The sequence below is a fragment of the Lentzea sp. NEAU-D7 genome (genome assembly GCF_026242055.1).
Taxonomy (GTDB): domain Bacteria; phylum Actinomycetota; class Actinomycetes; order Mycobacteriales; family Pseudonocardiaceae; genus Lentzea.
Genome location: NZ_JAPJDL010000037.1, coordinates 11,295 through 35,657, shown reverse-complemented (window position 1 = coordinate 35,657; position 24,363 = coordinate 11,295). Strand labels below are relative to the sequence as shown.

The 24,363-nt window shown below is 70.1% G+C and carries 19 protein-coding genes; 1 reads left to right on the top strand and 18 read right to left on the bottom strand.

Going from position 1 to position 24,363, the window contains the following annotated elements:
- Nucleotides 1-28: 28 nt before the first annotated feature.
- Genes tsaE through glmS form a run of 5 tightly spaced genes read right to left on the bottom strand, consistent with a single transcriptional unit; the run spans nucleotide 29 to nucleotide 6,035 of the window.
- Nucleotides 29-490 carry a tRNA (adenosine(37)-N6)-threonylcarbamoyltransferase complex ATPase subunit type 1 TsaE gene (tsaE, locus tag ORI60_RS43260; RefSeq protein ID WP_266043812.1) on the bottom strand — a complete coding sequence of 154 codons (462 nt, stop codon included), beginning with the start codon at nucleotides 488-490 and terminating at the stop codon, nucleotides 29-31.
- The gene (locus tag ORI60_RS43255; RefSeq protein WP_266043811.1) at nucleotides 487-1,584 is read right to left on the bottom strand and encodes an alpha/beta fold hydrolase; all 1,098 of its coding nucleotides are present in this window, start codon (nucleotides 1,582-1,584) and stop codon (nucleotides 487-489) included. Before ORI60_RS43255 ends, tsaE begins: the two co-directional genes overlap by 4 nt.
- Nucleotides 1,581-2,666 carry an alanine racemase gene (alr, locus tag ORI60_RS43250; RefSeq protein WP_266043810.1) on the bottom strand — a complete coding sequence of 362 codons (1,086 nt, stop codon included), beginning with the start codon at nucleotides 2,664-2,666 and terminating at the stop codon, nucleotides 1,581-1,583. Before alr ends, ORI60_RS43255 begins: the two co-directional genes overlap by 4 nt.
- A 50-nt stretch (nucleotides 2,667-2,716) precedes the next feature.
- On the bottom strand, nucleotides 2,717-4,147 hold the full coding sequence (locus ORI60_RS43245) for an NAD(P)H-hydrate dehydratase (protein ID WP_266043809.1): 1,431 nt from the start codon (nucleotides 4,145-4,147) through the stop codon (nucleotides 2,717-2,719).
- Nucleotides 4,148-4,175: 28 nt separating this feature from the next.
- Nucleotides 4,176-6,035, bottom strand: a complete 1,860-nt coding sequence (glmS, locus tag ORI60_RS43240; protein ID WP_266043808.1) for a glutamine--fructose-6-phosphate transaminase (isomerizing) — start codon at nucleotides 6,033-6,035, stop codon at nucleotides 4,176-4,178.
- 134 nt (nucleotides 6,036-6,169) lie between these two features.
- Here glmS and ORI60_RS43235 point away from each other — a divergent pair, with 134 nt between their 5' ends.
- Nucleotides 6,170-6,997 carry a dienelactone hydrolase family protein gene (locus ORI60_RS43235; RefSeq protein WP_266043807.1) on the top strand — a complete coding sequence of 276 codons (828 nt, stop codon included), beginning with the start codon at nucleotides 6,170-6,172 and terminating at the stop codon, nucleotides 6,995-6,997.
- 46 nt (nucleotides 6,998-7,043) lie between these two features.
- Here ORI60_RS43235 and ORI60_RS43230 read toward each other — a convergent pair whose 3' ends face one another.
- From ORI60_RS43230 to eccCa, 13 genes are all read right to left on the bottom strand, one after another.
- Entirely contained in the window at nucleotides 7,044-7,496 is a 453-nt protein-coding gene (locus ORI60_RS43230) for a hypothetical protein (RefSeq protein ID WP_266043806.1), read from the bottom strand.
- A complete protein-coding gene (locus tag ORI60_RS43225) occupies nucleotides 7,487-10,231 on the bottom strand; it encodes a hypothetical protein (RefSeq protein WP_266043805.1) in 2,745 nt (914 codons plus the stop codon). The genes ORI60_RS43230 and ORI60_RS43225 overlap by 10 nt, the downstream gene beginning before the upstream one ends.
- Nucleotides 10,232-10,237: 6 nt before the next feature.
- Nucleotides 10,238-10,501, bottom strand: a complete 264-nt coding sequence (locus tag ORI60_RS43220; RefSeq protein ID WP_266043804.1) for a hypothetical protein — start codon at nucleotides 10,499-10,501, stop codon at nucleotides 10,238-10,240.
- Between the two features lie 202 nt (nucleotides 10,502-10,703).
- Nucleotides 10,704-10,946 carry a hypothetical protein gene (locus tag ORI60_RS43215; RefSeq protein ID WP_266043803.1) on the bottom strand — a complete coding sequence of 81 codons (243 nt, stop codon included), beginning with the start codon at nucleotides 10,944-10,946 and terminating at the stop codon, nucleotides 10,704-10,706.
- Nucleotides 10,947-10,964: 18 nt separating this feature from the next.
- Nucleotides 10,965-12,299, bottom strand: coding sequence for a phosphoglucosamine mutase (gene glmM, locus ORI60_RS43210; protein ID WP_266043802.1), 1,335 nt, complete (start codon nucleotides 12,297-12,299; stop codon nucleotides 10,965-10,967).
- A gap of 191 nt (nucleotides 12,300-12,490) precedes the next feature.
- The gene (gene rpsI, locus ORI60_RS43205) at nucleotides 12,491-13,072 is read right to left on the bottom strand and encodes a 30S ribosomal protein S9 (RefSeq protein ID WP_266043801.1); all 582 of its coding nucleotides are present in this window, start codon (nucleotides 13,070-13,072) and stop codon (nucleotides 12,491-12,493) included.
- Nucleotides 13,073-13,098: 26 nt separating this feature from the next.
- Entirely contained in the window at nucleotides 13,099-13,542 is a 444-nt protein-coding gene (gene rplM, locus ORI60_RS43200) for a 50S ribosomal protein L13 (RefSeq protein WP_189160352.1), read from the bottom strand.
- 255 nt (nucleotides 13,543-13,797) lie between these two features.
- Nucleotides 13,798-14,082, bottom strand: coding sequence for a WXG100 family type VII secretion target (locus ORI60_RS43195; protein WP_266043800.1), 285 nt, complete (start codon nucleotides 14,080-14,082; stop codon nucleotides 13,798-13,800).
- Nucleotides 14,083-14,152: 70 nt separating this feature from the next.
- On the bottom strand, nucleotides 14,153-14,461 hold the full coding sequence (locus ORI60_RS43190) for a WXG100 family type VII secretion target (RefSeq protein ID WP_266043799.1): 309 nt from the start codon (nucleotides 14,459-14,461) through the stop codon (nucleotides 14,153-14,155).
- Nucleotides 14,462-14,606: 145 nt separating this feature from the next.
- Nucleotides 14,607-14,996 carry a hypothetical protein gene (locus tag ORI60_RS43185; RefSeq protein ID WP_266043798.1) on the bottom strand — a complete coding sequence of 130 codons (390 nt, stop codon included), beginning with the start codon at nucleotides 14,994-14,996 and terminating at the stop codon, nucleotides 14,607-14,609.
- Nucleotides 14,997-15,018: 22 nt separating this feature from the next.
- A complete protein-coding gene (locus ORI60_RS43180; RefSeq protein WP_266043797.1) occupies nucleotides 15,019-16,830 on the bottom strand; it encodes a type VII secretion-associated protein in 1,812 nt (603 codons plus the stop codon).
- An 88-nt stretch (nucleotides 16,831-16,918) separates the two neighbouring features.
- Nucleotides 16,919-19,594 (bottom strand): AfsR/SARP family transcriptional regulator, encoded by a 2,676-nt coding sequence (locus tag ORI60_RS43175; RefSeq protein WP_266043796.1) that lies wholly within the window; start codon nucleotides 19,592-19,594, stop codon nucleotides 16,919-16,921.
- 728 nt (nucleotides 19,595-20,322) lie between these two features.
- Complete coding sequence (eccCa, locus tag ORI60_RS43170; protein WP_266043795.1) at nucleotides 20,323-24,348, bottom strand: type VII secretion protein EccCa; 4,026 nt, start codon at nucleotides 24,346-24,348, stop codon at nucleotides 20,323-20,325.
- Between the last annotated feature and the right edge of the window lie 15 nt (nucleotides 24,349-24,363).

Genomic DNA, 24,363 nt, shown 5'->3' with positions numbered 1-24,363 from the left:
TGGACCTCGCGCCAGGTGCCGCACAAGATCACACAGGCAGGGGACGCGAGCTCCACTCGCCCTGTGCGATGAGCTGAGCTGTGCGAACGTCGTCGGCCCCGCGCTCGAGGCGGATCAGAAGGTGATCTTCACTCAGGCGTTCCGCGACGCCCTCGCCCCACTCGACGGCGACCACGGCGTCGACGAGCTCGGTGTCCAGGTCGAGGTCGTCCAGCTCGTCCAGGTGACCCCCGAGCCGGTACGCGTCGACGTGCACCAGACGCACGCCCCTGCCGTCCTCGGCGGGCTCGTGCACACGAGCGACGACGAACGTCGGCGAGGACACCCGGCCCTGCACGCCGAGGCCGCGCGCGAGCCCGCGCACCAGCGCCGTCTTCCCGGCTCCCAAGGGCCCGGCGAGCAGCAGCAGGTCGCCTGCCCGCACCAGCTCACCCAGCTTGCGGCCGAACTCCTCGGTGTCCTCCACCAGGGGCAGTTCGACGGTCTTCACGCTCGGCGCCACCACTTCTTCCGACTCTCTCCGCGATCGGTCGCGCAGCGTTCGACGAGCGCGACCAGGTGGTCGTTGACGAGATCAGCCTGCTCCATCATCACCATGTGCCCGGCACCGGGGGCCCGCACGAGGGTGGCGTGCGGCATCTCCTCCGCCATCCGCTCGGCGTGCGAGAACGGCGTGAGCTTGTCCGCGTCACCGCTCAGGATCAGCACCTCGCAGTGCCGCAACCCGGCCAGCGCCTTGTAGCGGTCGTGCGTGCCGAGGGTCTCCAGGAACTCGGTGAGGACCTTCACCGTCGTCCCGTTGATCATCTGCTCCATCAGGTCCACGAGGGACGGTGCGACCTTGCGGTCGCCGAACGCCAGCGCGCGGATGCCGCTCCACGTCAGGGTTTTCGTGCCCTTGCGGACCCACTCGACCAGCCCCGGCTGGATGCCCGCGAGCCGGCCGACGCCGAGCGTCACCGGGTTGTACCGCGACAGCACGGACTTCGGCAGCCCCGCACCGCCCACGGCGCCGGCGGCCGTGCCGATCAACGCGACGCCGCGCACCCGTTCCTCGAAGAGCTCGGGGTGCTTCTCGGCCAGCGCCATGATCGTCATGCCGCCCATGGAGTGGCCGACGAGCACCAGCGGGCCCTCCGGGACGACCGCGCGGATGACGGAGTCGAGGTCGAGCGCGAGCTGGTCGATCGTGCTGTGCTCCACGGAGGACTTCCCGGAACGGCCGTGGCTGCGCTGGTCGTAGAGCACCTGGTGGACGCGCGGGTCGATCAGCTCGGCGAGGTCGCGGCGCTGGAAGTGGAAGCAGCGGCGGTCCAGCGCGAACCCGTGCACCAGGACGACGGTGATGTCCGGTTCGCCGCCGTCCGCCGGGTCGACCTCCTCGACGGAGATCGGCACGCCGTCCTCGGCGGCGACGGTCGACTCGCGATCGGGCCTCAGCAGACCCAGCGGCTCGTCGGCGAGGCTGTCGGACGCGGTCTTGCGCTCGTGCGAGACCTTCGCGGTCTGCGCCACGGCCACACCGGCGACGGCGGCGCCGAGCGCACCGCCGACCCACCCGACGACCTTCCACACCGGCTTCACGTGTAGATCCTCCGCACCCGCGGCCGGTACATCCCGCAGACGATCTCGTAGTCGATCGTCCCGGTCAGCTCCGCCCACTCCGTCGCCGTCGGCTCGCCCCGGCTCCCGTCGCCGAACAGGACGACCTCGGCACCCTCCGCGATCTCGTCGTCCCCGCAGTCCACGACGACCTGGTCCATGCAGACACGGCCGACCACCGGGCGGCGCCTCCCCTCCAGGAGCACCTCCATCCGGCCGGAGAGCGCCCTCGGGACACCGTCCGCATACCCCGCCGGCACCAGTGCCAGCGTCGTGTCGGTCCGCGCTGTCCATGTCATCCCGTAGGAGACGGACTCCCCGGCGGGGATACGTTTCGTGAGCGCCACGTGCGACCGGAAGCTCATGACCGGCCTGAGGTCGTGATCGGTCGGCACCGGGTTCAGCCCGTAGATCGCGATGCCGGGCCTGACCATGTCGAAGTGCAGATCGGGCCTGGTCAGCAGGGCCGCCGAGTTGGCGATGTGCCGTTTCGGGTCGAGACCGGCGGCGGTGGCGACCTCGTAGGCGTCGTCGAACCGCTTGGCCTGCAGGTCGATGGACGGGTCGCCGATCACGTCCGCGGACGCGAGGTGCGACCAGATGGCCACGACCTCGTGCTTCTTCGCGGCCTCGACGAGCTCCGGCCAGTCGTGGGGCTGGCAGCCGTTGCGGCTCAGCCCGGTGTCGATCTTGAGGTGGAGCCGCGGCCGCGCGTCGGCCTCCAGCGCGGCCTGCTCGACGCGGCGCAGGTCGGACAGCGACGACACGGACATGTCCACGTCGGCCGCGAGACCGGCCGCCAGGTCCTCGCCCGGAGCGTCGAGCCAGGCCAGGACCGGGGCCTGGATGCCCGCCGTCCTCAACGCGAGGGCTTCCTGCGTCGAGCACGAGCCGAGCCAGGTGGCGCCCGCTTCGAGAGCGGCGCGGGCGACCTGCACCGCGCCGTGCCCGTACCCGTCCGCCTTGACGACGGCCATGGTGTCGGCGGACGGCGCGAGACCGGCGAGCAGGGCGACGTTGTGCCGCAGCGCGCCTAGGTCGACGACAACTTCTGAACGGGCCATAACCTGTTCATCGTGCCATGAGCACGCAGCTCAGGAGTGTGAGCGAGCGCTCACGCAAGGGTCCCCTCCAGGGGGTCCCCTGGCTCAATTCTCCCAGACGGCACCGACAAGATCGTCCGGATCGCGTCCGGGATCGCGTTCATCAGCCCCGACGCGGGCACCGGAGCACCGTTCGCCCCCAGTTCGGCGGCCAGCACGTGCGCGTGCGCCGCGTACCCCGCCGCCAGGAACGGGTCGACCCCACCGGCCAGCAGCGCGCCGATGATCCCCGACAGGACGTCGCCCGATCCGGCCGTCGCGGGCCAGGACGACGTGGCCGAGTTGACCAGCGCCCGCCCGTCCGGCGCCGCCACGACGGTCCGGTGGCCCTTGAGCAGCACCACGGCGTTGAACCGCTGCGCGGCCTTCCTGGCCGCCGCGACGCGGTCCGCGCCGACCGGGCCCGCCAGGCGTTCGAACTCGCGGTCGTGCGGGGTCAGCACCAGTGCGGCGTCGGGGTCGCGGGCGTCCCAGAGCGACGGGACCGAGGCGAGCAGCGTGATGGCGTCCGCGTCGGCGACCACCGGCACACCGGCGTCCAGCACGAACCGCAGCACCTCCGCGGACGAGCTGCCGGTGCCCATGCCGGGGCCGACGACCCAGGCCTGGACGCGGCCGGCGTCGGTGATCGAACCGGTGCAGATCGTCTCGGGCCAGCGGGCGCGGATCGCGTCGGCGGCCGGACCGGCGTAGCGGACCATGCCCGAGGTCGCGAGCACGGCGGCGCCGGTGGACAGCACGGCGGCTCCGGGATAGGTGGCGCTGCCGGCCGCCACTCCCGTGACGCCCTGGGTGTACTTGTCGTCGGACGGGCCCGGCACCGGCCAGGCGATGTCCTCGCGGTCGAGCAGCACGAAGTCGGGATCCGCCGGCCGGAGGCCGATGTCGACCAGGTGCACCTCGCCGCAGTCGGCCAGCGCGTGCACCGGCTTCAGGCAGCCGAACGTGACGGTGGTGTGGGCTTTCACGTGCGGGCCGGCGATCTCGCCGGTGTCCGGGTCGATGCCGGACGGCAGGTCCACCGCGAGGATCGGGGCCCGCACGCCCTCGACCAGGGCGGCGGCGGCCGGGCGCAGCGGGCCGCGTGCGGACAGGCCGACGATGCCGTCGACCACGAGGTCGGGGGTGCCCACCTCGTCGGTGATCCGGCCACCGGCCCCGCGGAAGGCGGCGAGGCCTTCGGCGTGGGCCTTGGCCGGGTCGAGCAGGACCGCGGACACCGCGACCCCGCGGCGGCGCAGGAAGTACCCGGCCCACAGGGCGTCGCCGCCGTTGTTGCCCGCACCCACGAGCAACGTCACACGGCGGCGGCCCTTCAGGAGCCTGAGGGCGTGGGTGGCCACCCCGAACGCGGCCTTGCGCATCAACGAGCCCGGCGGGACGACCGCCATGAGCTCCTCTTCAGCGGACTTGACGCGCTCGGTGTGCCAGACGCCCCTCACAACTCCCCTTAGCCCTTCGGGGTCAACTTCACTCGACGGTAACGGACTTCGCCAGGTTGCGAGGCTTGTCCACGTCGTAGCCGCGGGCGGACGCGATCTCGGCCGCGAGGATCTGCAACGGCACCGTCGAGATGAGCGGCTGCAGCAGCGTCGGGACGGCCGGGATCTCGATCAGGTGGTCGGCGAACGGGCGCACCGTCTCGTCGCCCTCCTCCGCGATCACGATCGTGCGGGCGCCACGGGCCTGGATCTCGCTGATGTTCGACACCAGCTTCGAGTGCAGGACGGCGCGGCCCTTCGGCGACGGCATGACCACGACGACCGGCAGATCCTGCTCGATCAGCGCGATCGGGCCGTGCTTGAGCTCGCCCGCCGCGAAGCCCTCGGCGTGCATGTAGGCGAGCTCCTTGAGCTTGAGCGCGCCTTCCAGGGCCACCGGGTAGCCGACGTGGCGGCCGAGGAACAGCACCGCCTTCGAGTCGGCGAGCTCACGGCCCAGGGCACGGACCTGCTCGCTCGTGGCGAGCACCCGCTGCACGGCCTCGGGCATGGCCTCCAGCTCGTGGAACTCGCGGGCGACCTCGTCCGGGTACTTGGTGCCGCGGGCCTGCGCCAGGGCCAGGCCCACCAGGTAGTTCGCGGCGATCTGGGCGAGGAACGCCTTCGTCGACGCGACACCGATCTCCGGGCCGGCGTGCGTGTAGAGCACGGCGTCGGACTCGCGCGGGATCTGCGCGCCGTTGGTGTTGCAGACGGCCAGGACGCGGGCCTTCTGCGCGCGGGCGTGGCGCACGGCCTCCAGCGTGTCCGCGGTCTCTCCGGACTGCGAGACGGCGACGACGAGCGTGTCGCGGTCGAGCACCGGGTCGCGGTAGCGGAACTCGGAGGCCAGCTCGACCTCGACGGGCAGGCGGGTCCAGTGCTCGATCGCGTACTTCGCGACGAGACCGGAGTGGTACGCGCTGCCGCAGGCGATGACGAAGACCTTGTCGACGTCGCGCAGGTCCTGGTCGGAGAGGCGCTGCTCGTCGAGGACGATCCGGCCGTTCGCGAAGTGGCCGCGCAGCGTGTTCGCCAGCGCCTCCGGCTGCTCCTCGATCTCCTTGAGCATGAAGTACTCGTGGCCGCCCTTCTCGGCGGCGCTGAGGTCCCAGTTGACCGTGAACGGCTTGGCCTCGGCGACCTCGCCGTCGAAGTCGGTGACCTCGTACCCGTCGCGGGTCAGCACGACCATCTGGTCCTGGCCCAGCTCGACGGCTTCCTTGGTGTGCGCGATGAACGCGGCCACGTCGCTCGCGACGAAGTACTCGTTCTCGCCCACGCCGACGACCAGCGGAGAGTTGCGGCGCGCGGCGACGACCTGGTCGGGCTCGTCGGCGTGCGTGATCACGAGAGTGAACGCGCCCTCGAGCCGGCGGGCGATCTTGCGCACGCTGGCGGGCAGGTCGCCCTTCGTGTCGCCCTCGGCGTAGGCGAACGCCACGAGGTGCGCGACCGTCTCGGTGTCGGTGTCGGACGCCATCTCGACGCCGAGGCCTTCGAGCTCGGCGCGCAGGGCGAGGAAGTTCTCGATGATGCCGTTGTGCACCACCGCGACACGGTTGGTCGTGTCGCGGTGCGGGTGCGAGTTCCGGTCGATCGGCGCGCCGTGCGTCGCCCATCGGGTGTGGCCCATGCCGACGGTGCCCGCGAAGTTGTCGCGGCCGACCTCGTCGAGCCTCGTCTCCAGGTTCTGCAGCCGTCCGGCCTTGCGTTCGACGGCGAGGTCGTCGCCTGTCACGACCGCGACGCCCGCTGAGTCGTAACCCCGGTACTCGAGGCGCCTCAGCCCGTCCAGCACGACGTCGAGCGCCGACTGGTGACCCACGTATCCCACGATTCCGCACACGGGAAACAGACTAGCTAGACCACGCCGCTAACCCTAATGAGTGAGAGTGCTCCGTTTGCGCTGGTCAAACGCACGGGTGGTGTAGACCAATCTCGGATGTGGTGCGGACGACAGGATCGACTACGGTTCACCACATGGCTCGCCGCGTGATCACGCTGACCGCGAAACAGGCCCTCGAGCAGCTCAGCAGGCCCGGCCCGCACCCCGTGCTGCGCGGCGACCTCGCGCTCGTCGGCCTGCCGGGCGCGATCTTCACACCGCAGTCGGGCCTCGGTCTGCCCGCTGTCGCGTTCGGACACGGCTGGATGCAGCCCGTACGGCGCTACCACGGCCTTTTGCGGCACCTGGCCTCCTGGGGCGTGGTCGCCGCGGCACCGGCCGTGGAACGCGGCCCGCTGCTGTCGTCACGGGTGCTGGCGGCGAACCTGCTGACCACTTTGGACATCTGCACCGGCGTGCGGCTCGGCACCGGGGAGATCAGCGTCGACCCCGCCCGGCTCGCGCTGGCCGGACACTCGATGGGTGGCGGCGCCGCCGTGCTGGCAGCGTCCTCTGCGGACCGGGTCCGGGCCGTTGTGACTTTGGCCGCAACGGAGACGCGCCCGTCGGCACTGGACGCGGCCCGCGAGGTCCGCGCGCCCGGCCTGCACCTCGCGGCGGGCGAGGACCGCATCGCGCCCCCGGTCGGCCACGCCGAGGCCATCGCGTCCGCGTGGGGCGGTCCCGTGCAACTGCGGCTGCTGCCCAAGGCCTCGCACCTCGGCTTCACCGAGGGCCGGCACTGGAGCGAGCTCATGCTGGACGGCAGCTCCGAACGAGGGGCGCAGAAGCTCGGACGCGCGTTCGTGACGGCCTTCCTGCTGCGCGTGCTGACCGGAGACCGGACCTACGACGAGCTGCTCGACAGCGACCTGAAGTCCGCGAACCTCGTGTTCCAGCGGGAAGCCCTGCCCCGGCGGTGACGACTCCGGCCCCGGTGCGGGATCGCACGCGGGGCCGGAGGTCAGGTCAGCTGAGCCAGGTCTGGCCGCTCAGGTCGTCATCGTCGTCCACGGGCGCCGGACGACGCCGGTGGGCGGGTGGCGGCGCGACCGGCGGTGGCGGAGGAGGCGGAGGAGCCGCCATCGGTGCCTGCTGCTGCTGCTGCTGCTGCGGGGGCGCGTAGCCGCCGTCGTCGTCCTCCGGGCCGAACGCCAGTTCACCGGCGCCGCGTTCGGGACGCTCCCACTGCGGCTTGCGCGACTGCTGCCGTTCGCCCTGCGCGACGAGGTTCTCGGCGCTCTTCTGAGCGGCCGCGACGTCCTGCTTGTGCTTTTCCTCGCGAGCCGCGATGTCGGCGGCCACCTTGTCCTGGCTCGCCTTGAGCTCCGCCGAGACCTCCGCGGTGGCACGGCGGGTCCTGGCGATGTTCTCGTCGAACAACGCCTGGACGCGCGGGTCCACTTCCCCGATCATCGCCATGGGCTGGCGGCCTCCCCTCGGTCTTCACCCAGCGTGGTCTGCATGGCGCTCAACGGGTTGTTGTTGTCGTCGTCGAACAACGTGCCCGTGGTGCGCCACTGGCTGGCCCCTCGCTCGGAGTCGCCGCCCTGCTGGCCGCCCGCTCCGGCGCCGGCCATGCCGCCGCCCATCATGCCGCCGCCACCCATCATGCCGCCGGAAGCCGCACCGCTCGGTGCCTGGCCGCTCGCGTCCTGCATGGACGGCAGGTTCGCCATTCCCGGCTGACCCGCTTCGGAGGGGTTCGTGGTGAACGAGCCGCCGTTGCTGTCGCCCGAGCTCGGGCTGTTCCACGCGCTGTCGGCGTTCGAGCTGCCGAGCACGGACTCGCCGCCGCCGGTGAACGAGACACCGGACGTCGTCGTGCTGTCGGAGGCCTGGGCGAACTGCGGGTTCTCCGCGGAGATCCTGGGCTCGCCGACGCTCGGCATGATGCCGTTGTCCTCGATGTAGCTGCGAGCCATCGAGTCTTGGAAGCGCTCGGCCACGTTCGGCGCGGCCTCTCCCGGCGGGCTCCAGACCTGCTCACCGGCGGGCGCCGGCATCGGCTGGAAGTCGGCCTCGGCCGGCATCGGCCGGACGTCCGCCTCGGCCGGCAGCGTCGTGACGGGCTCGGGGAACTCGGCCTCCGGGATGCGCAGACCGTCCTCCAGCCTGTCGCCGCCGGAGCCACCCCCACCGGGACCGGACTCGGAACCAGGGGTCTGCGCGGCGGGGTTCTCGTCCTCGCCGAAGCCCACGCCGATCTTGTCGGGCGTGCCGTCCCCGTTGTCCGCGGTCAGGTTGATCTGCCCGGTCTCGGTGTCGACCTCGGCGGTGAAGTTGACGCCGTCCTGCTCGATGTGGATCTTGCCGTCCGCGCCGACCTCGACCGGGATCGGGTTCGACTCCGAACCGAGCGGGCCCTCGGCCGGGGCCGCTCCGACACCGGGCGCGGGGGTGGCGCCGGGGGCGGGCGCGCCACCGGCGGTGGGGGTCTGCGCACCCGCCGCCGGGTTCGACGCGGTGAGCTGGTTGGCCATGGCGGTGATGGCCTGTGCGCCGTTCTGCCCCATCAGGGCTTTGGCGGCCTCGGGGTTCTTGCTGAAGTCCAGGTCGTAGGTCTTCGGCTCGCCCTTGGGCGTGTCGATCGTCATCTTCACGTGCCCGTTCGAGTCGGGCTCCGTGACCTTGATCGTGTTGTCGCCGGCCGTGACCGTGACGGTCTCCAGCTTCTCCTCGGGCTTCGGCTCGTCGGGCTTGCCGTCGCCGTCGAGGTCGTCGGGCTTGCCGTCGCCGTCGAGGTCGTCGGGCTTGCCGTCGCCGTCGGTGTCACCGGGGACGTCCGGCTTGCCGTCGCCGTCCTTGTCGAGCGGGTTCTCGGGCTTCGGGATCTCCGGCGTGCCACCGCCGCCACCGCCGCTCGGACCACCGCCACCGCTGGGGCCGCCGCCACCGCTCGGGCTGCCGCCACCACCGCCGCCGTTGTTGACGTTCTGACGGCCGCCGCCCTGGTCGGAGAACGCAGGGGGGTCGCCGATCGGGCCGAACGTGTCCTGGAACGCGTTCTTCAGGCCCGTGAACATGGCCTTGTAGTCGGCGTCGACACCGGCCTGCACGGCCTGGCAGTAGCCGTCGAACGCCTTCTTCTTGCCGTCGAACTCCTCGCAGAGCGCCTTCAGCTTCTGCTTGGCCTCGTTGATGATGGACTCCCGCCGGCCCTTGACCCAGGAGTCCCAGCCGAGGCCCGCGAGAACGCCCGACAGGATGCCGCCGGTGAGAGCGCCCACGACGCCGCCGACGACCCAGCCGGGCAGGCCGGAGAGTCCGTCGAGGATGCCCGCGTCGTTCTCGAAGATGTCGCCGTTCGCCTGGCGGATCGCGGTCTCGGCCTCCTCGACCGTCAGACCGCCGCACTTCTCCGAGTACTGGTCGTGGATCTGCTGCGCGAACTCCTTGACGTGCTTCTGCATGTTGGTCACGCCGGCGGTGATCGCGCCGGGAGCCGTGCCCGCCTGCTGCACGAACGTCTTCGAGGCACCGGCGAACTTGGCCCGGTACTCGCCCGCGGCCTTCGCGGCCGCGCCCTCCCAGGAACCGAGCCCGTTCCAGGCGGCACCCAGCGCGTTGTCGTGCGCGTCCGCCTTCTTGACGTTCTCGGTGAGCTTGTGGGCGTCTTCGCGGAACTTCGCGAAGTCGATGTCGCGGACCTCGTCGTACTTGCGGTAGATCTCGCCCTGGAGGTCCGGTGCGGCACCACCGTGACCGCACGCCTGCGCGGCCTTCGGGTAGATCGGGACGAACTTCTCGAAGAAGCGCAGCCCGGGGGCGCCGGCGTCGAGCAGGACGTTGCTGTTCGGCACGTCGCCCTGCTCGTTCAGCACCTTCTGGGTGGCGCCGAGCTCGCGTTCCTCGCCCGCCTTCTTGACGAGCTCGTCCGCGTCCTCGCCCTCCATCGTGAAGGCCGCGTGCTGGCCTTCCTTGCGGATGTTGTTGGCCTCGCTGAAGCCGAGCGTCAGCGGCGCGAGGACCACGCCCACCACGTGGTCGCCCACGCTCGGGTCGTCCGGGACGTCGACACCGTTCGCCTTGCCGTAGCGCTCGACCTCTTCCTGGGGAGCGCCGGCGCCGGCGAGGGCGCGCACGAGCTGCTTCTTGGTCTCCGGAGTGACGTTCGGGTCGTCGAGGAGCTTCTTGATCTCGGTCTGATCCGCCACGACTCGTTACCCCTTGAACTGGCTCGAGGTCTGCGCCTCGTTCGACTCGTACGTCTTGGCGACGTCCTTCAGGCGGGTGGCGATGCCGGTCGCCTCCTTGCCGAACTTCTCCAAGTCCTGGCCGAAGAGGTCGAAGCAGGCCTTGTACTCGGCGGCGACGCCCTGGAACTTGCGGCCGACCTGCCCGGCTCCCACACCCGGCACGGCCGCGGCCTTCATCTGGATCAGGGCCGATCCCTCTGCCTCGTACGTCCCCGCAGCCTTGGTCAAATCGCCGGACTGAACGCCGAACCCGGACATCTGCTCGCCTCCCCTAGTCCCCGATCTGACGCAGTTCGGCGTCATCGGGTTCCGCCATACAGTGCCAGCTCGGATCACGCGGTGACCGGAGCTCGACGATGTCGGTTGCCTTAGTAAACAGCCATTCGGCGCAAGACGCTGATGATCACCACGGATCGAGTGGCGGCGCCGGTCACCACCCGTTCGGCGGGGGTGGGCTCTGCGGCGAACGGGGCTGCTGCGGCTGCGGGTACCCCTGAGGCGGGTACGGCGGCTGAACCTGCTGGGGGTGCGGCTGTTGCGGCGGGTACCCGTGACCGGGCGGGAACGGGGGCTGGGCGACCGGTTTGCGCTTCGACGTCGCGACAACGGCGATGACGACCGCTGCCACACCTCCCAGCAGCACCAGGAGTACGAGCAACATCAACATGGTCATCCCCAGCCCCCTCCGTCCTCAGTGCACCGAGGAAACCACACCGGCCAGGCGCTGCGCGGCCTGTTGGGCCTGTTCGTGGCTGGTGGCCTCGACCATCACCCGCACGAGCTGCTCGGTGCCGGACGGGCGCAGCAGCACGCGGCCGGTGTCGCCGAGCTCGGCCTCGACGGCGGCGACGGCCTCGCTGACCGACGACGCCTTGGCGACGGCCGCCTTGTCGGCGACCTTCACGTTGATCAGGACCTGCGGCAGGCGGCGCATCACCGAGGCGAGGTCGGCGAGCGACTTGCCGGTCTCGGCCATGCGGGCCATCAGGCGCAGCGCGGTCAGCAGGCCGTCGCCGGTGGTGGCGTGCGCGGGCAGCACGACGTGGCCCGACTGCTCGCCGCCGAGCGAGTAACCGCCGGCCTTGAGGTCCTGCAACACGTAGCGGTCACCGACGGCGGTGGTGCGCAGGCGGATCGACGACTCCCGCATGGCGATGTGCAGGCCGAGGTTGCTCATCACCGTGGCGACGAGCGTGTCCTCGAACAGCTCACCCGCGTCGCGCATGGCGATCGCGAGGACCGCGAGGATCTGGTCGCCGTCGACCGGCTCGCCCTGGGCGTCCACGGCGAGGCAGCGGTCGGCGTCACCGTCGTGCGCGATGCCGAGGTCGGCACCGTGCTCGCGGACCGCCGCGGCCACGACGTCGATGTGGGTGGAACCACAGCCGTCGTTGATGTTGAGACCGTCCGGGTTCGCGTTGATCGCGATCACCTCGGCCCCGGCGCGGCGGTACGCGTCCGGTGCGGCCACCGACGCGGCACCGTTCGCGCAGTCCACCACGACCTTGAGGCCGTCGAGGCGGTGCGGTGTGACCTTGAGCAGGTGCTCGACGTACTGGACCTCGGCGTCGGGGACGTCGCGCACCCGGCCGATCGCGGCGCCGGTGGGACGGTCGAAACCGGTGCCCATGTGCTGCTCGATCTCGTCCTCGACCTCGTCGGGCAGCTTGTGGCCACCAGCGGCGAAGAGCTTGATCCCGTTGTCCGGCATCGCGTTGTGCGACGCCGAGATCATCACGCCGATGTCGGCGCCGAGCGCGGCGACCAGGTGCGCGACGGCGGGCGTGGGCAGGGCGCCGACGCGCAGCACGTCCGCACCGGCCGAGGTCAGGCCGGCGGTGACGGCGGCGTCGAGCATCTCGCTGCTCGCCCGCGGATCGCGGCCGACGACGGCGACGGGACGGTGGGAGCGGTCGTGCTCGGCGAGCACCCGCGCCGCCGCGGCGGCGACGGACATCGCGAGCTCGGGGGTGAGATCGGCGTTGGCGAGACCGCGTACACCGTCGGTGCCGAACAGGCGGGCCATGAATCCTCCGATTTGGACACTGCGAGGCGGCGGGAAAGACCCGGAAAACACTGCGGGAGCAGCAGTTCGTGGTGAACTGCTGCTCCCGCAGGTGTAGCTGGATGACGCTCTGGGCGCGGGGTGTCCCCGCACTCACCGCGGAGGAGCAGCGGTCTGACGAACGCAGACACGGCTCGCTCCGCGGCGGAGCATCAACGCTTGGAGTACTGAGGCGCCTTGCGGGCCTTCTTCAGACCGTACTTCTTGCGCTCCTTGACCCGCGGGTCACGAGTGAGGAAGCCGGCCTTCTTGAGGACCGGACGGTCCTCGGAGTCGACGGCGATCAGCGCACGCGCGATGGCGAGACGCAGCGCACCGGCCTGGCCGGTGATGCCGCCGCCACGCAGGTTCGCGATGACGTCGAAGGTCTCGGGCTTCTCCGTGGTGACGAGCGGCTCACGGATGAGCTGCTGGTGCACCTTGTTCGGGAAGTAGGCCTCGAGGGTCTTGCCGTTCAGCGTGAACTTGCCGGTGCCGGGCACGAGGCGGACGCGGACGACGGCCTCCTTGCGGCGACCGACGGTCTGCGCGAGGTGCGCGGCACCGTTCAGCGAGGGGGCGACCACCGGCGCGGAGGTCTCTTCGACGACCTCGGCCTCGTCGGCGTCAGCGTCGGCCTCAACGGCCTCGGGAGCCTCGTCGGCCTCAGGAGCGTCGACGACCTCGGCCTCGACAACCTCGGCCTCGACCTCGGGGGTCTCGACCTCAGGGGTCTCGTTCTCAGGGGTGGTCACAGGAACTTCCTCGGTGTACTCGTCGCTCACTGGGCGATCTTCTTGATCTCGAAGGCCTGCGGCTGCTGCGCCTCGTGCGGGTGGCTCGGGCCTGCGTAGACCTTGAGCTTGTTCGCGATCTGACGGCCAAGGCGGTTCTTGGGCAGCATGCCCTTGATCGCCTTCTCCACCAAGCGGTCCGGACGGGTGTCCAGGACCTCGCCGAAGGACTGCTTGCGCAGACCACCGGGGAAGCCGGAGTGGCGGTACTGGAACGCCTGGTCGCGCTTCGCGCCGGTCAGAGCGACCTTGTCAGCGTTGATGATGACAACGAAGTCACCAGTGTCAACGTGAGGCGCATAAGTCGGCTTGTGCTTGCCGCGCAGCAGCGTCGCGGCCTGGGTGGCGAGCCGGCCGAGCACCACGTCCTGGGCGTCGATCACGTGCCAGGTGCGGGTCACCTCACCGGGCTTCGGGCTGTACGTGCGCACGGATCTACCTCGTCGTCACTTGCGTCTGGGGTCACTGCGGCGGTTGCCCCAGACCGATCTTGGACGAACCAAGCGGAGGTTCCGAGACAGGCGCGGCACACATGGGCGCCAGCTACCGCACAACAACGTCAGAAGATACCGGATGGGGGGCGCCGGGACCAAAACGGCCCCTCTCAAGCGCCTGCCCTTGGACGTACGTGAGCCCCGGACCACGTGGTTCCGGGGCTCACGAAGGTCTAGCGACTGGCGGCTGGCTTAGCCCCAGCGAGCGGCGTTCTTGCGCTCGCCCTCCTGGTAGGCCTCGGCGGCCTGCTGGACGGCGACACCGATGGAGGAGAGCACCTGCGCCAGGTCGGCAGCGGCCTTGTCCCAGTCGTTCTGGGCCTGGTTGTACGCCGCGGAGCTCTCACCGTCGTAGCCGGAGAGCACGTTCTTGACGCGACCCTCCAGGGCCTCCAGCTCACCAGTGATCTTGCGCTCCGCGCTGGAGATCTGCGACGAAGCGTTCTGCAGCTCAGCGAAAGTAACCTTGATCGCCATTTTGTCTTTCCCCTTAGGTACTGAAGAAGTCTGCGGATGGAGAAGGGCTTACCCGACGAGAACCGGTGGATCAGCCGAGGCGGTTGGCGATGCTTCCCAGCCCCGAGCCCTGCTCCTCTTCACGCACGTCCATGTCCTGCGCGGTGCCGGCGAGGCCCTCGCCGATGACCTCGAGAGCCTGCTGGAGCTTCTTCTGGCTCTCCTGGTAACGCTCCATCAGGTTGGAGAACGCCACGGCCGCGGGGCCCTCCCAGGAGCTCCGCAGCGACTCACAGGTCGACTGGACCGAACGGAGGATGCCGTCGAACTCCGACCTGGCGTTGTTGACGTCCTTGGCGAGAGTCGCGATCTCTTGCGGAGTTGCGAGAAAACCCGACATTGTAGATCCCCTAAGTTTGATGGGTAGGTCGTAACGCTTGTTCCGTACGCCTCTTCCGACGAGCACCCTGCCACGTCGGTTCCGTCCTGTCCCGAGATGGTTCCAAGTAGTTGCGCAAGTAAACGCGCCTCAGCCGCGAGAAGGTTCAATAGAGGATTCGCGACTGCGAAAAGTCCTCGTCATCGTCACTCACACGGGGAAGCTGACCACTCGGACCGGCGACGGCCGCGGAACCCAGAGCGACCGGTTCCGTCTCAACTGGAACCGCGGCGACGACCTCGGCCACAGGCTCCGGCACCTGCTCGACGGGCAGTCCGCGCTCGACGCGGAACCCCGTGGCGGCCTCCCGGACGTCGGCCGGGGTGGTCTGAGCGCCGGGTTCCGACCGGCGCTCCCGGGCCCGCTCCGCCAGGTCACGCGTGCGTTCCCGGAGCTTGGCGTTGCGTTCACCGATCTCACCCGACGCGCGGCGGGCTCGGGTGACCGCCGCTCCGACCTCGGCGCGGAAACGGGCGAGGACCTCGGTGGCGGACATCGGCGACTCCCTGACGTTGCGACTACGGCTTGATGACGAGCGAGCGGACGATCTGCTCGCAGGCGGTGCGGACCCTGGCTTCGGTGGCTTCCGTCGCCTGGCAGCCCACGCTCACCTGGTGCTCGCCCGCGAACTGGATGTACCAGTCGACGCCGGTCGTCCCGACCACTTCGCGATAGTGAACAACAGACTTTCCCGCGAATGTGGTGCCTTCGGAGAAGTCGGCGACCTCGTCGCCTTTCTCCTTGCGTTGCTCATATGTGTTCTTCAACTCACTCAGCGCACGCGGCCGATCCGAGTCGCTGTTGTACTCGAGTGTTTGCTCCTGCACAGCAATACGGGCGTCCGGCTGTTTGCCATTGGAATTCTCGCGGTCGATCGGTTGCAAAAGCACCTGCCGGTCGGGGGCCGCGCCGCCCGTCTGCTCCCACCCGTCCGGCCGCGTGAAGCTGTAGTCGTAGATGGCGATCTGGTCGGCGGGCGGAGCCGGCTGCTTCTCGTCGTCGGGCTTCAGCCAGAAGTAACCGCCGACGCCGGCGGCCGCGAGCGCGATCACGACACCGATCGCGATGAACAACGGCGCCTTGCTCCTGCGCGGTGGAGGCGGTGGCGGGGTCATGGGGAACGACGTGGGGAACTTCCCCGGCGGCGGGGGTGTGATCCGGCGGGTGATCTTGCGGGTGGCCTCGTCGCCGACCCGCAGGTTGTGAGTCACCTCACCCGAAGGGCCCGAGGACTGGGGAGCCTTCGCCACGCCACCGGTCCGCTCCGGATCGAGGCTGACGGCCCGCAGCGCACCGCGGGCCACCACGGTCTCCGGCTGGTCGATGCTCGTCGGCACCACGCGGATCTGCTCGTGCACCATGCGTGCGACCAGCGGGATCCGGCTGGACCCGCCGACCAGGAACACCCCGGCGAGCTGGTGGGGCGCGAGACCGGCGTCGCGGACCGCGGCAGCGGCCAGCGCGGCCGCCCGGCTGATCGGCTCGGTGATCAGCTGCTCCAGGTCCGAGCGCGTCACGTGCGCGTCGGGGAACGGCGGTGGCATCGGCACGTCGGTGTAGGCGTGCCGGGACAACGTCTCCTTGGCGCCCCGCACGTCCTGCCGCAGCACCCGCCGCTTGCGCCGGTCGGCCATCTCACGGCCCTCGACGAGCTGCCGCCACGCCTCGGGGTCCTTGGCCGCGACCAGCCCGCCGACGTGGTCGAGCAACGCCTGGTCGATGTCCGCGCCGCCGAAGCTGGGGTCGCCCTTCGCGGACAGCACCCGGAAGCTCCTGCCCGCCCGCGCCACCACGCTGGCGTCGACCGTGCCGCCGCCGAGGTCGAGCACGGCGAGCGCGGCACCGTCCGGAACGGAATGGCTCGCGGAGTGGAAGACGGCGGCGGCGACGGGTTCGGGCACCAGCACGACCTCGCGGCCCAGCCCGCGGGCGGCCTGCAGCAGGACGCGGGTGCGGACGGTGCCCCAGTCCGCGGGGTGCGTGAGGACGAGGAGGTCGACAGGCGCTCCGCCACCAACGCGCCGTGCTTCTCCCACAGCCCGTGCCAGCACCGCCCGCACAACGTCCACAACGGGCAGCACGGTGCTGCCGAGCAGCAACTCGCCCTCGTCGACACGGCGCTTCGGGTGCGGCTCGTAGCGCGCGGGATCGACCGCCGCCTGGCGTTCGGCCTCCTGGCCGACGAACAACGTGCCGTCGGCGGCGGCGAACACGGCGGACGGCACGAGCGGCTGGCCGTCGAACACGACGACCTGCGGCTCCCGACCGTGCGCGGAGATCGCCACACAGGTGCTCGACGTGCCGAAGTCGACCGCGACGTGCAGGCTCATGCACCTTCCCCTCTTTCCGCGCACATGCTTACCCGATGCGACTGAGCTGGACGACACGGATGACGAAGGTCGCCACCACGAGTTCACCTCAGGCTTGTCGCCGGGCCTGGTCCAACTCGGCCAGCCTGGCCACGAGTGCCTCAGCCTGGTCCTCGTCCAGCTCACGCAGAAGATCCACTGCACGTCGCCACGCCACGGCGGCTTCCGCGCGCTCATCTAGCGCGATCAGTGCGCTGCCCAGGTCCTGCAGAGCCAGAGCTTCGTACTCGGAGTCGCCGAACTTCGCCAAGGCCCCGGCAGCGGGTCCGAGCACGGCCGCGGCTTCGGCATGCCGTCCGAGTCCGACCAGTGCCCTGCCCCGCACCGCGTGCATCCGCGCGAGCACGTGCTCGTCGTCCGACTCCGTCACGACGACGATGGCGCGTTCGGTCGCGACGAGAGCCTCCTCGTGGCGGCCGAGCCCGTTCAGCAGGAAGCCGATGTTGGAACGTGCAGCGCTCTCCATGTACCTGTTGCCGAGCTCGGCACCGATCTCGGCCGCCAGGTACGAGGTGCCGAGGGCCTCCTCCATCTGACCGAGCTTGCGCTGGAGCGCGGCCAGGTTGATCAGACCAGCCGCCTCCGCGGTCCGTTCCCCAGACTCGCGGACGAACCGCAGTCCCTCCTCGAAGCAGGCCAGCGACTCGTCCAGGCGTTCGAGGTCCGAGTAGTGACCAGCCAGCTTGATCAGCAGGAACCCTTGCTCGCGGGCAGTCCCGAAGGTTTGGACCGCCTCGAACATCTCGATCGCTTCCGACCAGCGCGGCCGGTTGTAGACCAGGAACCTGTCCAGGTGCGTCGGGATCAGCATCGCGAGCCTTTTCCACCCGCGCGCCACGGCCGCGTCCAGGACCGCACGGAGGTTGTCCCAGTCCTCCCGCACCCACGCCAGCGCGTCGAACCTCGAGGCGAAGCCCCGCGGCACCACGCCCGACGTGACCTCACCGGCCCGCACCAGCGCGATCGGTTTCTCCACCAGAGCGGCGTTCTCGAGGGTGTGGACGTACCACTCCGTGATCCTCAGTGCGGCTGCCTCGTCGTCACCGCACAGCTCGGCCGCATAGGCGCGCAGCAGGTCGTGCAGGCTGTAGCGCCCAGGTGAACGCGTCTGCACGAGGGCGTCGGCGACCAACCGCTCCAGCAACCGCCTGGCCTGCGCCACCGGCACCGCCGCCAGCGCGGCTGCAGCGCTCACGTCGAAGTCCTGACCGGGGTGCACCGACAACAGCCGGAACATCCGTGCCGACTCGTCGTCCAACGCGCGATACGACCACGAGAACACCGCACGGACGTCCACGTCGTAGAAGTCGCTGAACGCGTCGAGCCGCTCGTTGCGCAGCTCGGCCACGAACTCCCGCAGCGGCACGCCCGGGAAGCGCGCGACCCGTTCGGCGAACACGCGCAGAGCCAACGGCAGTCCGGCACAGCGTTCGACGATCTCGCGCGCGGCCTCCGGTTCGGCGTCGAGGCGCTGTTCACCGAGCACGACCGCGAGCAACGACCGTGCCGCATCGAACTCCAGCTCCCGCAGGCCGATCGCGGTCGCGTCGTGCTGTGAGACGAGCGCGCGGAGCTGGTTGCGGCTGGTGATCAGCACCCGCACCCCGGCCGCGGCGGGCAGGAGGGGCAGGACCTGGCGCGCCGACGCGGCGTTGTCGAGCAGGAGCAACAACCTCCGGTCGACCAAAGTGGTGCGCAGCAACGCGAACCGGGCGTCCGCGCCGGCCGGGACCTCGTCCACACCGAGCCCGGCCAGCAAGGTCTCCGCCACGACTGCGGGATCGACCGGCTGCACCTCGGGGTCGAACCCGCGCAGGTTCACGTAGAGGTCGCCGTCCGGGTAGTCCTCACGGACCTCGCGAGCCCAGCGCAACGCCAGCGCGGTCTTGCCGACGCCACCAACACCGTGCACGACGGTGACGCCTGTCGCCGTGCCGAGTTGCCCGAGTTCGTCCTCGCGGCCCACGAAGTTCCGCACGCCGTGCGGGAGCTGACGTGGCACCTGCACACGCTTGCCGGGTGCCACCTCGGCTCGCAGGATTTGCTGGTGCAGCTCCTGCAGCGCGGGAGAGGGATCGACGCCCAGTTCCTCGGCGAGCCTGCTCCGCAGGTCCTGGTACGCGTTCAACGCCTCGGCCTGGTTGCCCGACCGGTACAGCGCGAGCATCAGATGCGACCAGAACGGCTCCCGCAAGGGATGATCGGCGACCAGAGACCTCAGTTCCGCCACAAGCTCACCGGAGAGCCCGCTGTCCAGATCGGCGTCGATGCGGCGCTCCAGCACCGTGAGCCGCTCGTCGACCAGCCGCGGCACGTCCTCGCGGTGCAGGACGTCCGACGCGACGTTGCCGAGCACCGCCCCGCGCCACAACGCTGCGGCCGCACCGAAGTCACCCGATCCCGCGAAGGCGCGAAATCGCAGCAGATCCAGCTGGTCGGGTTCGACCACGGCGACGTAACCACCGGTCCGGGTCTGCACGCAGTCCGCCTCACCCAGCGCGACCCGCAGCCGCCGCACGACCATGTGCAGAGTCTTGTGCGCGCGGTCGGCGTTCGGCGGGGCACCGTCCCACAGCCTGTCGACCAGTTCATCCACCGGAATCAACTGGTTGGGACGCAACAACAACACGGCCAGCAACACGTGACACCGTCCGGAGGGGACTGCCACCGGCTCACCGTCGAGCAGCACCTCCAGCGGCCCCAGCACGCGGTACTCGGCTCGCACACACCCCTCCAGTTCACCGGCAGTGTAGACGCGCTGTGATCGCTGTGTGAGCGAAGTGTGAGCGGCTTCGGGCAGAGTTCTCCTCAGCGGTGCTGGTGGCGAAGTTCCTGGGGGGCCACCAGCACCGCATCGCCAGTTTCCGGGGGCTCGCCGACTGTGACCGGAGTGTGAGCGCGACCGGGCAGAGTGGTTCTCAGCCGGATCGACGAGAGTGACGTTGAAGTTCTGGGGGGCGTCACGATCGCCGAACTCCCCTTGACCGCCCCTCCCAGTGGCGCGGTCGGGAGGGAACTCCGGTCATGGAGGGGGGAACCGGACAGTCCCCTGCTGTTCGGTGAGGGCCCGCGGCTTCGGCTGCGGGCCTTTTCCATTGCCGGAAAAACGGCGTCATCAAGACGTGAGCGGCGCGTGAGCGGTGTGCGGCAGAGTCGTCCGCAGCCGGTTCGGAGGAGTCAGCTTGGGGGATGACTCGGAAGAACAGGATCCGCCACGCCGGTGCGGTCGCCTCCCTCTTGACCGCATCGGCGTGGCGGGTTCGGCGATTGGGGGGGGCAGGTAGAACCCCTGCTACCTGGAAGGGGCCGCGGCGTCGGCCGCGGGGCCGGCGCCCGCCCCGGCAACGCCACGTGGGGGGGCCCCCCCGCGCGCCCCTTCCCCACCCCCGGAACCGACTCGTGGGTGCCCCCGCCGTTGCGGCGGGACCACCCACGAAGACGTTGCGAGAACTTCTAGTCCGGCGGGATCCAGGCGAACTGGATGCGCTGCTGACCGTGCTTGCGGGTCACCAGCGTGCCCCGGCCCGGAGGCTGCGGCGACGGCTTGAGGTTGCCGACGATGTTGCCCTCCTCCTTCGAACCGGAACCGACGAAGATCGGCGCCGAGATCTCCTTCAGCTTGCCCATGATCGGGTCGTACATCGCGCGGGACGCACCACCCATGCGGCGGACGACGACGATGTGCAGACCGACGTCCTTGGCCTGCGGGATGAACTCGGCGAGCGGCTGCATGGGGTTCGCGCCGCCCTGCGGAGCGACCAGGTCGTAGTCGTCGACGATGACGAAGACCTCGGGGCCCTTCCACCAGGAACGGTTCTTGAGCTGTTCCTGCGTGACGTCCGGGCCGGGCATGCGGCCGGCGAGCGAGCCGCGCACCTCCTGGACGTTCTGCGTGAACTGCGGGCCCGACACCGCGTAGGTGAGCAGGTGGTCGGTGTCGATGAAGCCGAGCATCGTGCGGCGGTAGTCCGCGAGCAGGATCAACGCCTCGGACGAGGTGTAGCTCTGCATGATGCCGCGGACGATCGTGCGCAGCATGTTCGTCTTGCCCGCCTCACCGTCCGCCAGCGCCATGAAGTGCGGGTCCGCGTCGAAGTCCAGGTAGACCGGCGCGAGCTCGTCCTCGTTGACACCGATCGGGACGAGGTGCCCGCGGTTGGGGAACGTCTGCTGGACGTGGGCCATGAACTGCCCGTGGTCGAGCAGGTCGGGCAGCATCCGGACCTGCGGGGCGTGCGGGCCCTTCCACGCCGCCGTGAGCTTGCTCGCGAGGTCCGCGACACCCGCCGTGACGCTGTTCGCGTCCTGCGAGGTGTCGATGCGCGGGAGACCGACGAGGTAGTGCAGCCTGCGTCCGGTGGAACCGTCCATGATGATGCCGCGACCGGGACGACCCGGCGGCACGTTGACCGCCACCTTGCGGTCGACCTCGGACTCGCTCGGGTCACCGAGCCGCAGCTCGAAACGGGTGCCGAGGAGGTCCTTCATCGCGGGCCGGATCTCCGCCCACCGGCTCGCACCGATGATCACGTGGACGCCGTAGGACAGGCCCTGCGCGGCGAGCGCCTGGACCTGCGGCTCGACCATCTCGAACTCCTGGCGGAAGTTCATCCAGCCGTCGATGACCAGGAAGGCGTCGCCGAACGCGTCGTCCTTGATCTCACCGCGGCGCTTGCGGTTGCGGAACTCGGCCAGCTCGATGCGCTGGTCGCGCCAGCGGAGCTCGCGCTCCGCGATCAGCGTCTGCAGCTCGGCCACCATGCGGCGGACCTTGTCGACGTCGAGACGACCGGCGAAGCCACCGACGTGCGGCAGGTCCTCCATCGCGGCGAGCGAACCACCACCGAGGTCGATGCAGTAGAACTGCACCTCCTCCGGCGTGTGGGTGAGCGCCATCGACGCGATGAGCGTCCTGAGCATCATCGACTTGCCGGACTGCGGACCACCGACGATCGCGCCGTGGCCGGCCGCACCGGAGAAGTCCGCCCACAGCAGGTCGCGGCGCTGCTCGAACGGCTTGTCGACGATGCCGACCGGGACCTGCAGCGTGCTGTTGGCCGGGTAACCCGGCGACGTGAGACCGCGGTCCGGGGTCACGTCGAGCGGCGGCAGCATCGTGTCCATCGTCGGCGGCTCGTTGAGCGGCGGCAGCCACACCTCGTGGGCGGGCGGGCCCTGGCCGACGAGGCGGTCGACGATGAGCTCGAGCTGGGTCGGCTCGTTCGCGTCCTCCTTGACCGGCTCCGCGACCTTGACCGGCTCCAGCGGGCGCTCCGGCTCCTTCGGGATCTCGATGAAGTCCGGCACGAAGAAGCGCGGGCGCTTGTCGCTGCGCACGGCCACCGACTCACCGGCGGACTGCATGCCGGCGGGCCGGTAGGTGCCCGAGACGTACAGCGCCTTGAACCTGGTGAGCGGCATGCCCTGCACGCTGAGGTAACCCGAGCCCGGGATCGGCGGCAGCTCGTAGGCGTCGGGCACACCGATCGCGGCACGGGACTCCGCCGCGTTGAAGGTCTTCAGACCGATCCGGTACGAGAGGAACGTGTCCAGACCGCGCAGCTTGCCTTCCTCGAGGCGCTGCGACGCGAGGAGCATGTGCATCTGCAGCGACCGGCCGACACGACCGATCTGCAGGAAGATGTCGATGAAGTCCGGCTTCGCCGTCAGCATCTCGGAGAACTCGTCGATGCAGATGAACAGCGCGGGCAGCGGGTCGAGCTGGGCGCCGTTCTCACGGGCCTTCTCGTAGTCCCAGACGTTCTTGTAGTTGCCCTTCGCCAGGACCTCCTGACGACGCGACACCTCGCCCTCGATGGCGTCCTTCATGCGGTCGACCAGGCTGAGGTCGCCGGCGAGGTTGGTGATCGTCGCGGCGACGTGCGGTGCCTTGTCCAGGCCGAGGAACGTCGCACCACCCTTGAAGTCGACGAGGATCATGTTGAGCGCCGTCGACGAGTGCGAGGCCAGCAGACCGAGCACCAGGGTGCGGAGGAACTCCGACTTGCCGGAACCGGTCGCGCCGATGCACAGGCCGTGCGGGCCCATGCCGTCCTCGGCCGCTTCCTTGATGTCGAGCTCGACCGCCTGGCCGTGCTCGCCGATGCCGAACGGGATGCGGTAGCGGTCGCGCTTGGGCCGCGGCCGCCACGCCTGCTGCACGTCGAACGTGATCGGGTCGCCGGGGATGCCCATGAACTCGAGCAGCGGCGGGTTGTTGCTCATCGCCAACGGGTCCTCGCCCGAGTCGCCACCGGCCTCGCCGGCGGCACCCATGCGGTAGGGCGAAAGCCGGCGGGCGAGCGCCTCGGACTCCACGATGGACAGCCGGTCCGGGGCACCGAACCACTCGACACCGCTCGCGGAACGGGCGCCCAGCTGGTTGTTCTCGACGACGAGCCGCAGACCGCGGCGTGCCGTCAGGTTGCCGAGGCACTCGCTCAGGTCCAGCAGCGTGACGCCGACCAGACCCTCCTCGAGGATGATCATCTCTTCGCGGCTGATGTCGCCGTCGTCGATGACGATCACGATGTGCGGCTGGTCGGGCGGCGGCGGGGCGTTGCGGGTGAACCGCTGCCGGTCGCGCAGGTTCTCGTCCAGCATCGCCTCGATCTCGGCGAGCGAGTTCGCCATCATGCGGCGCTGACCGATGCCGTCGATGTCGGTGGGGTGCTGCGCGTGCGGCAGCCACTTCACCCACTCCCACAGCTGCTTGGTGCGGCCCGCGCTGACGACCGCGATCAGCAGGTCGTCCGGGGCGTGGAAGGTGACGAGCTGGGCGAGGAGGGCCCGCGCGAGGTCGCGGCGGTCCTCGATGTCGCCGAGCAGGCCGACCGCGGCGAAACCGCGCAGTGCGATGGAGATCGGGAGGTCGGGCACCAGCGAGTGGGCGCGCACGAAACGGCGCAGCGCCAGCGTCGCGATCGGCTCGAGCTCCTCGACGGGACCGGTCTGCGGCGGCACCAGGCGGGTCGCGAGGCGCTGCGAGCCCCGTCCCGCGCGCAGGTGGCAGAAGTCGGGGTCGTTCTGGCGGCGTTCCCACATGCGCCTGGTGGTGGCGAGCGACCACAGCATCTGCGGGTCCGGGTGCACCCACTCGCGCTCGGCGCGCTGCTCGTCGGCCGCCTCGCGGGCGCGGTCGCGCATCTGGCCGAGGTACCGCAGGTAGTCCTTGCGGTCCTCGTTCATCTCGGCTTTCTTCTGGCCCTTGCCCGAGCCCATGCCGCTCGCCATCATGCCGATGGTCGAGATCATCATCATGCCCGGCATGATCATCGCCGCGGGCTGCCGCGGCATGAAGACGAGCATCATGCCCATCATTCCCACCGACGCCACGATCATGACGACGGGCATCGCCTTCATCATGATGTTGCCGGGGATGATCCGGGGCACCTCGGGTGGCGGTTCGAGGTGGACCTCACCGCCCGGAGGCCGGGGAGCAGCAAGGCGTGCCGTTCGCTTGAACTGCAGCGTGCTCAACTGACAGGCACCTCT

What these genes read in the sequence shown, in the direction of transcription:
- ORI60_RS43195 (WP_266043800.1), bottom strand. Translation starts at nt 14,082, where the DNA reads ATGGCGATCAAGGTTACTTTCGCTGAGCTGCAGAACGCTTCGTCGCAG.
- ORI60_RS43190 (WP_266043799.1), bottom strand. Translation starts at nt 14,461, where the DNA reads ATGTCGGGTTTTCTCGCAACTCCGCAAGAGATCGCGACTCTCGCCAAG.
- ORI60_RS43185 (WP_266043798.1), bottom strand. Translation starts at nt 14,996, where the DNA reads ATGTCCGCCACCGAGGTCCTCGCCCGTTTCCGCGCCGAGGTCGGAGCG.
- alr (WP_266043810.1), bottom strand. Translation starts at nt 2,666, where the DNA reads ATGGCCCGTTCAGAAGTTGTCGTCGACCTAGGCGCGCTGCGGCACAAC.
- ORI60_RS43235 (WP_266043807.1), top strand. Translation starts at nt 6,170, where the DNA reads ATGGCTCGCCGCGTGATCACGCTGACCGCGAAACAGGCCCTCGAGCAG.
- glmM (WP_266043802.1), bottom strand. Translation starts at nt 12,299, where the DNA reads ATGGCCCGCCTGTTCGGCACCGACGGTGTACGCGGTCTCGCCAACGCC.
- ORI60_RS43230 (WP_266043806.1), bottom strand. Translation starts at nt 7,496, where the DNA reads ATGGCGATGATCGGGGAAGTGGACCCGCGCGTCCAGGCGTTGTTCGAC.
- ORI60_RS43215 (WP_266043803.1), bottom strand. Translation starts at nt 10,946, where the DNA reads ATGACCATGTTGATGTTGCTCGTACTCCTGGTGCTGCTGGGAGGTGTG.
- ORI60_RS43180 (WP_266043797.1), bottom strand. Translation starts at nt 16,830, where the DNA reads ATGAGCCTGCACGTCGCGGTCGACTTCGGCACGTCGAGCACCTGTGTG.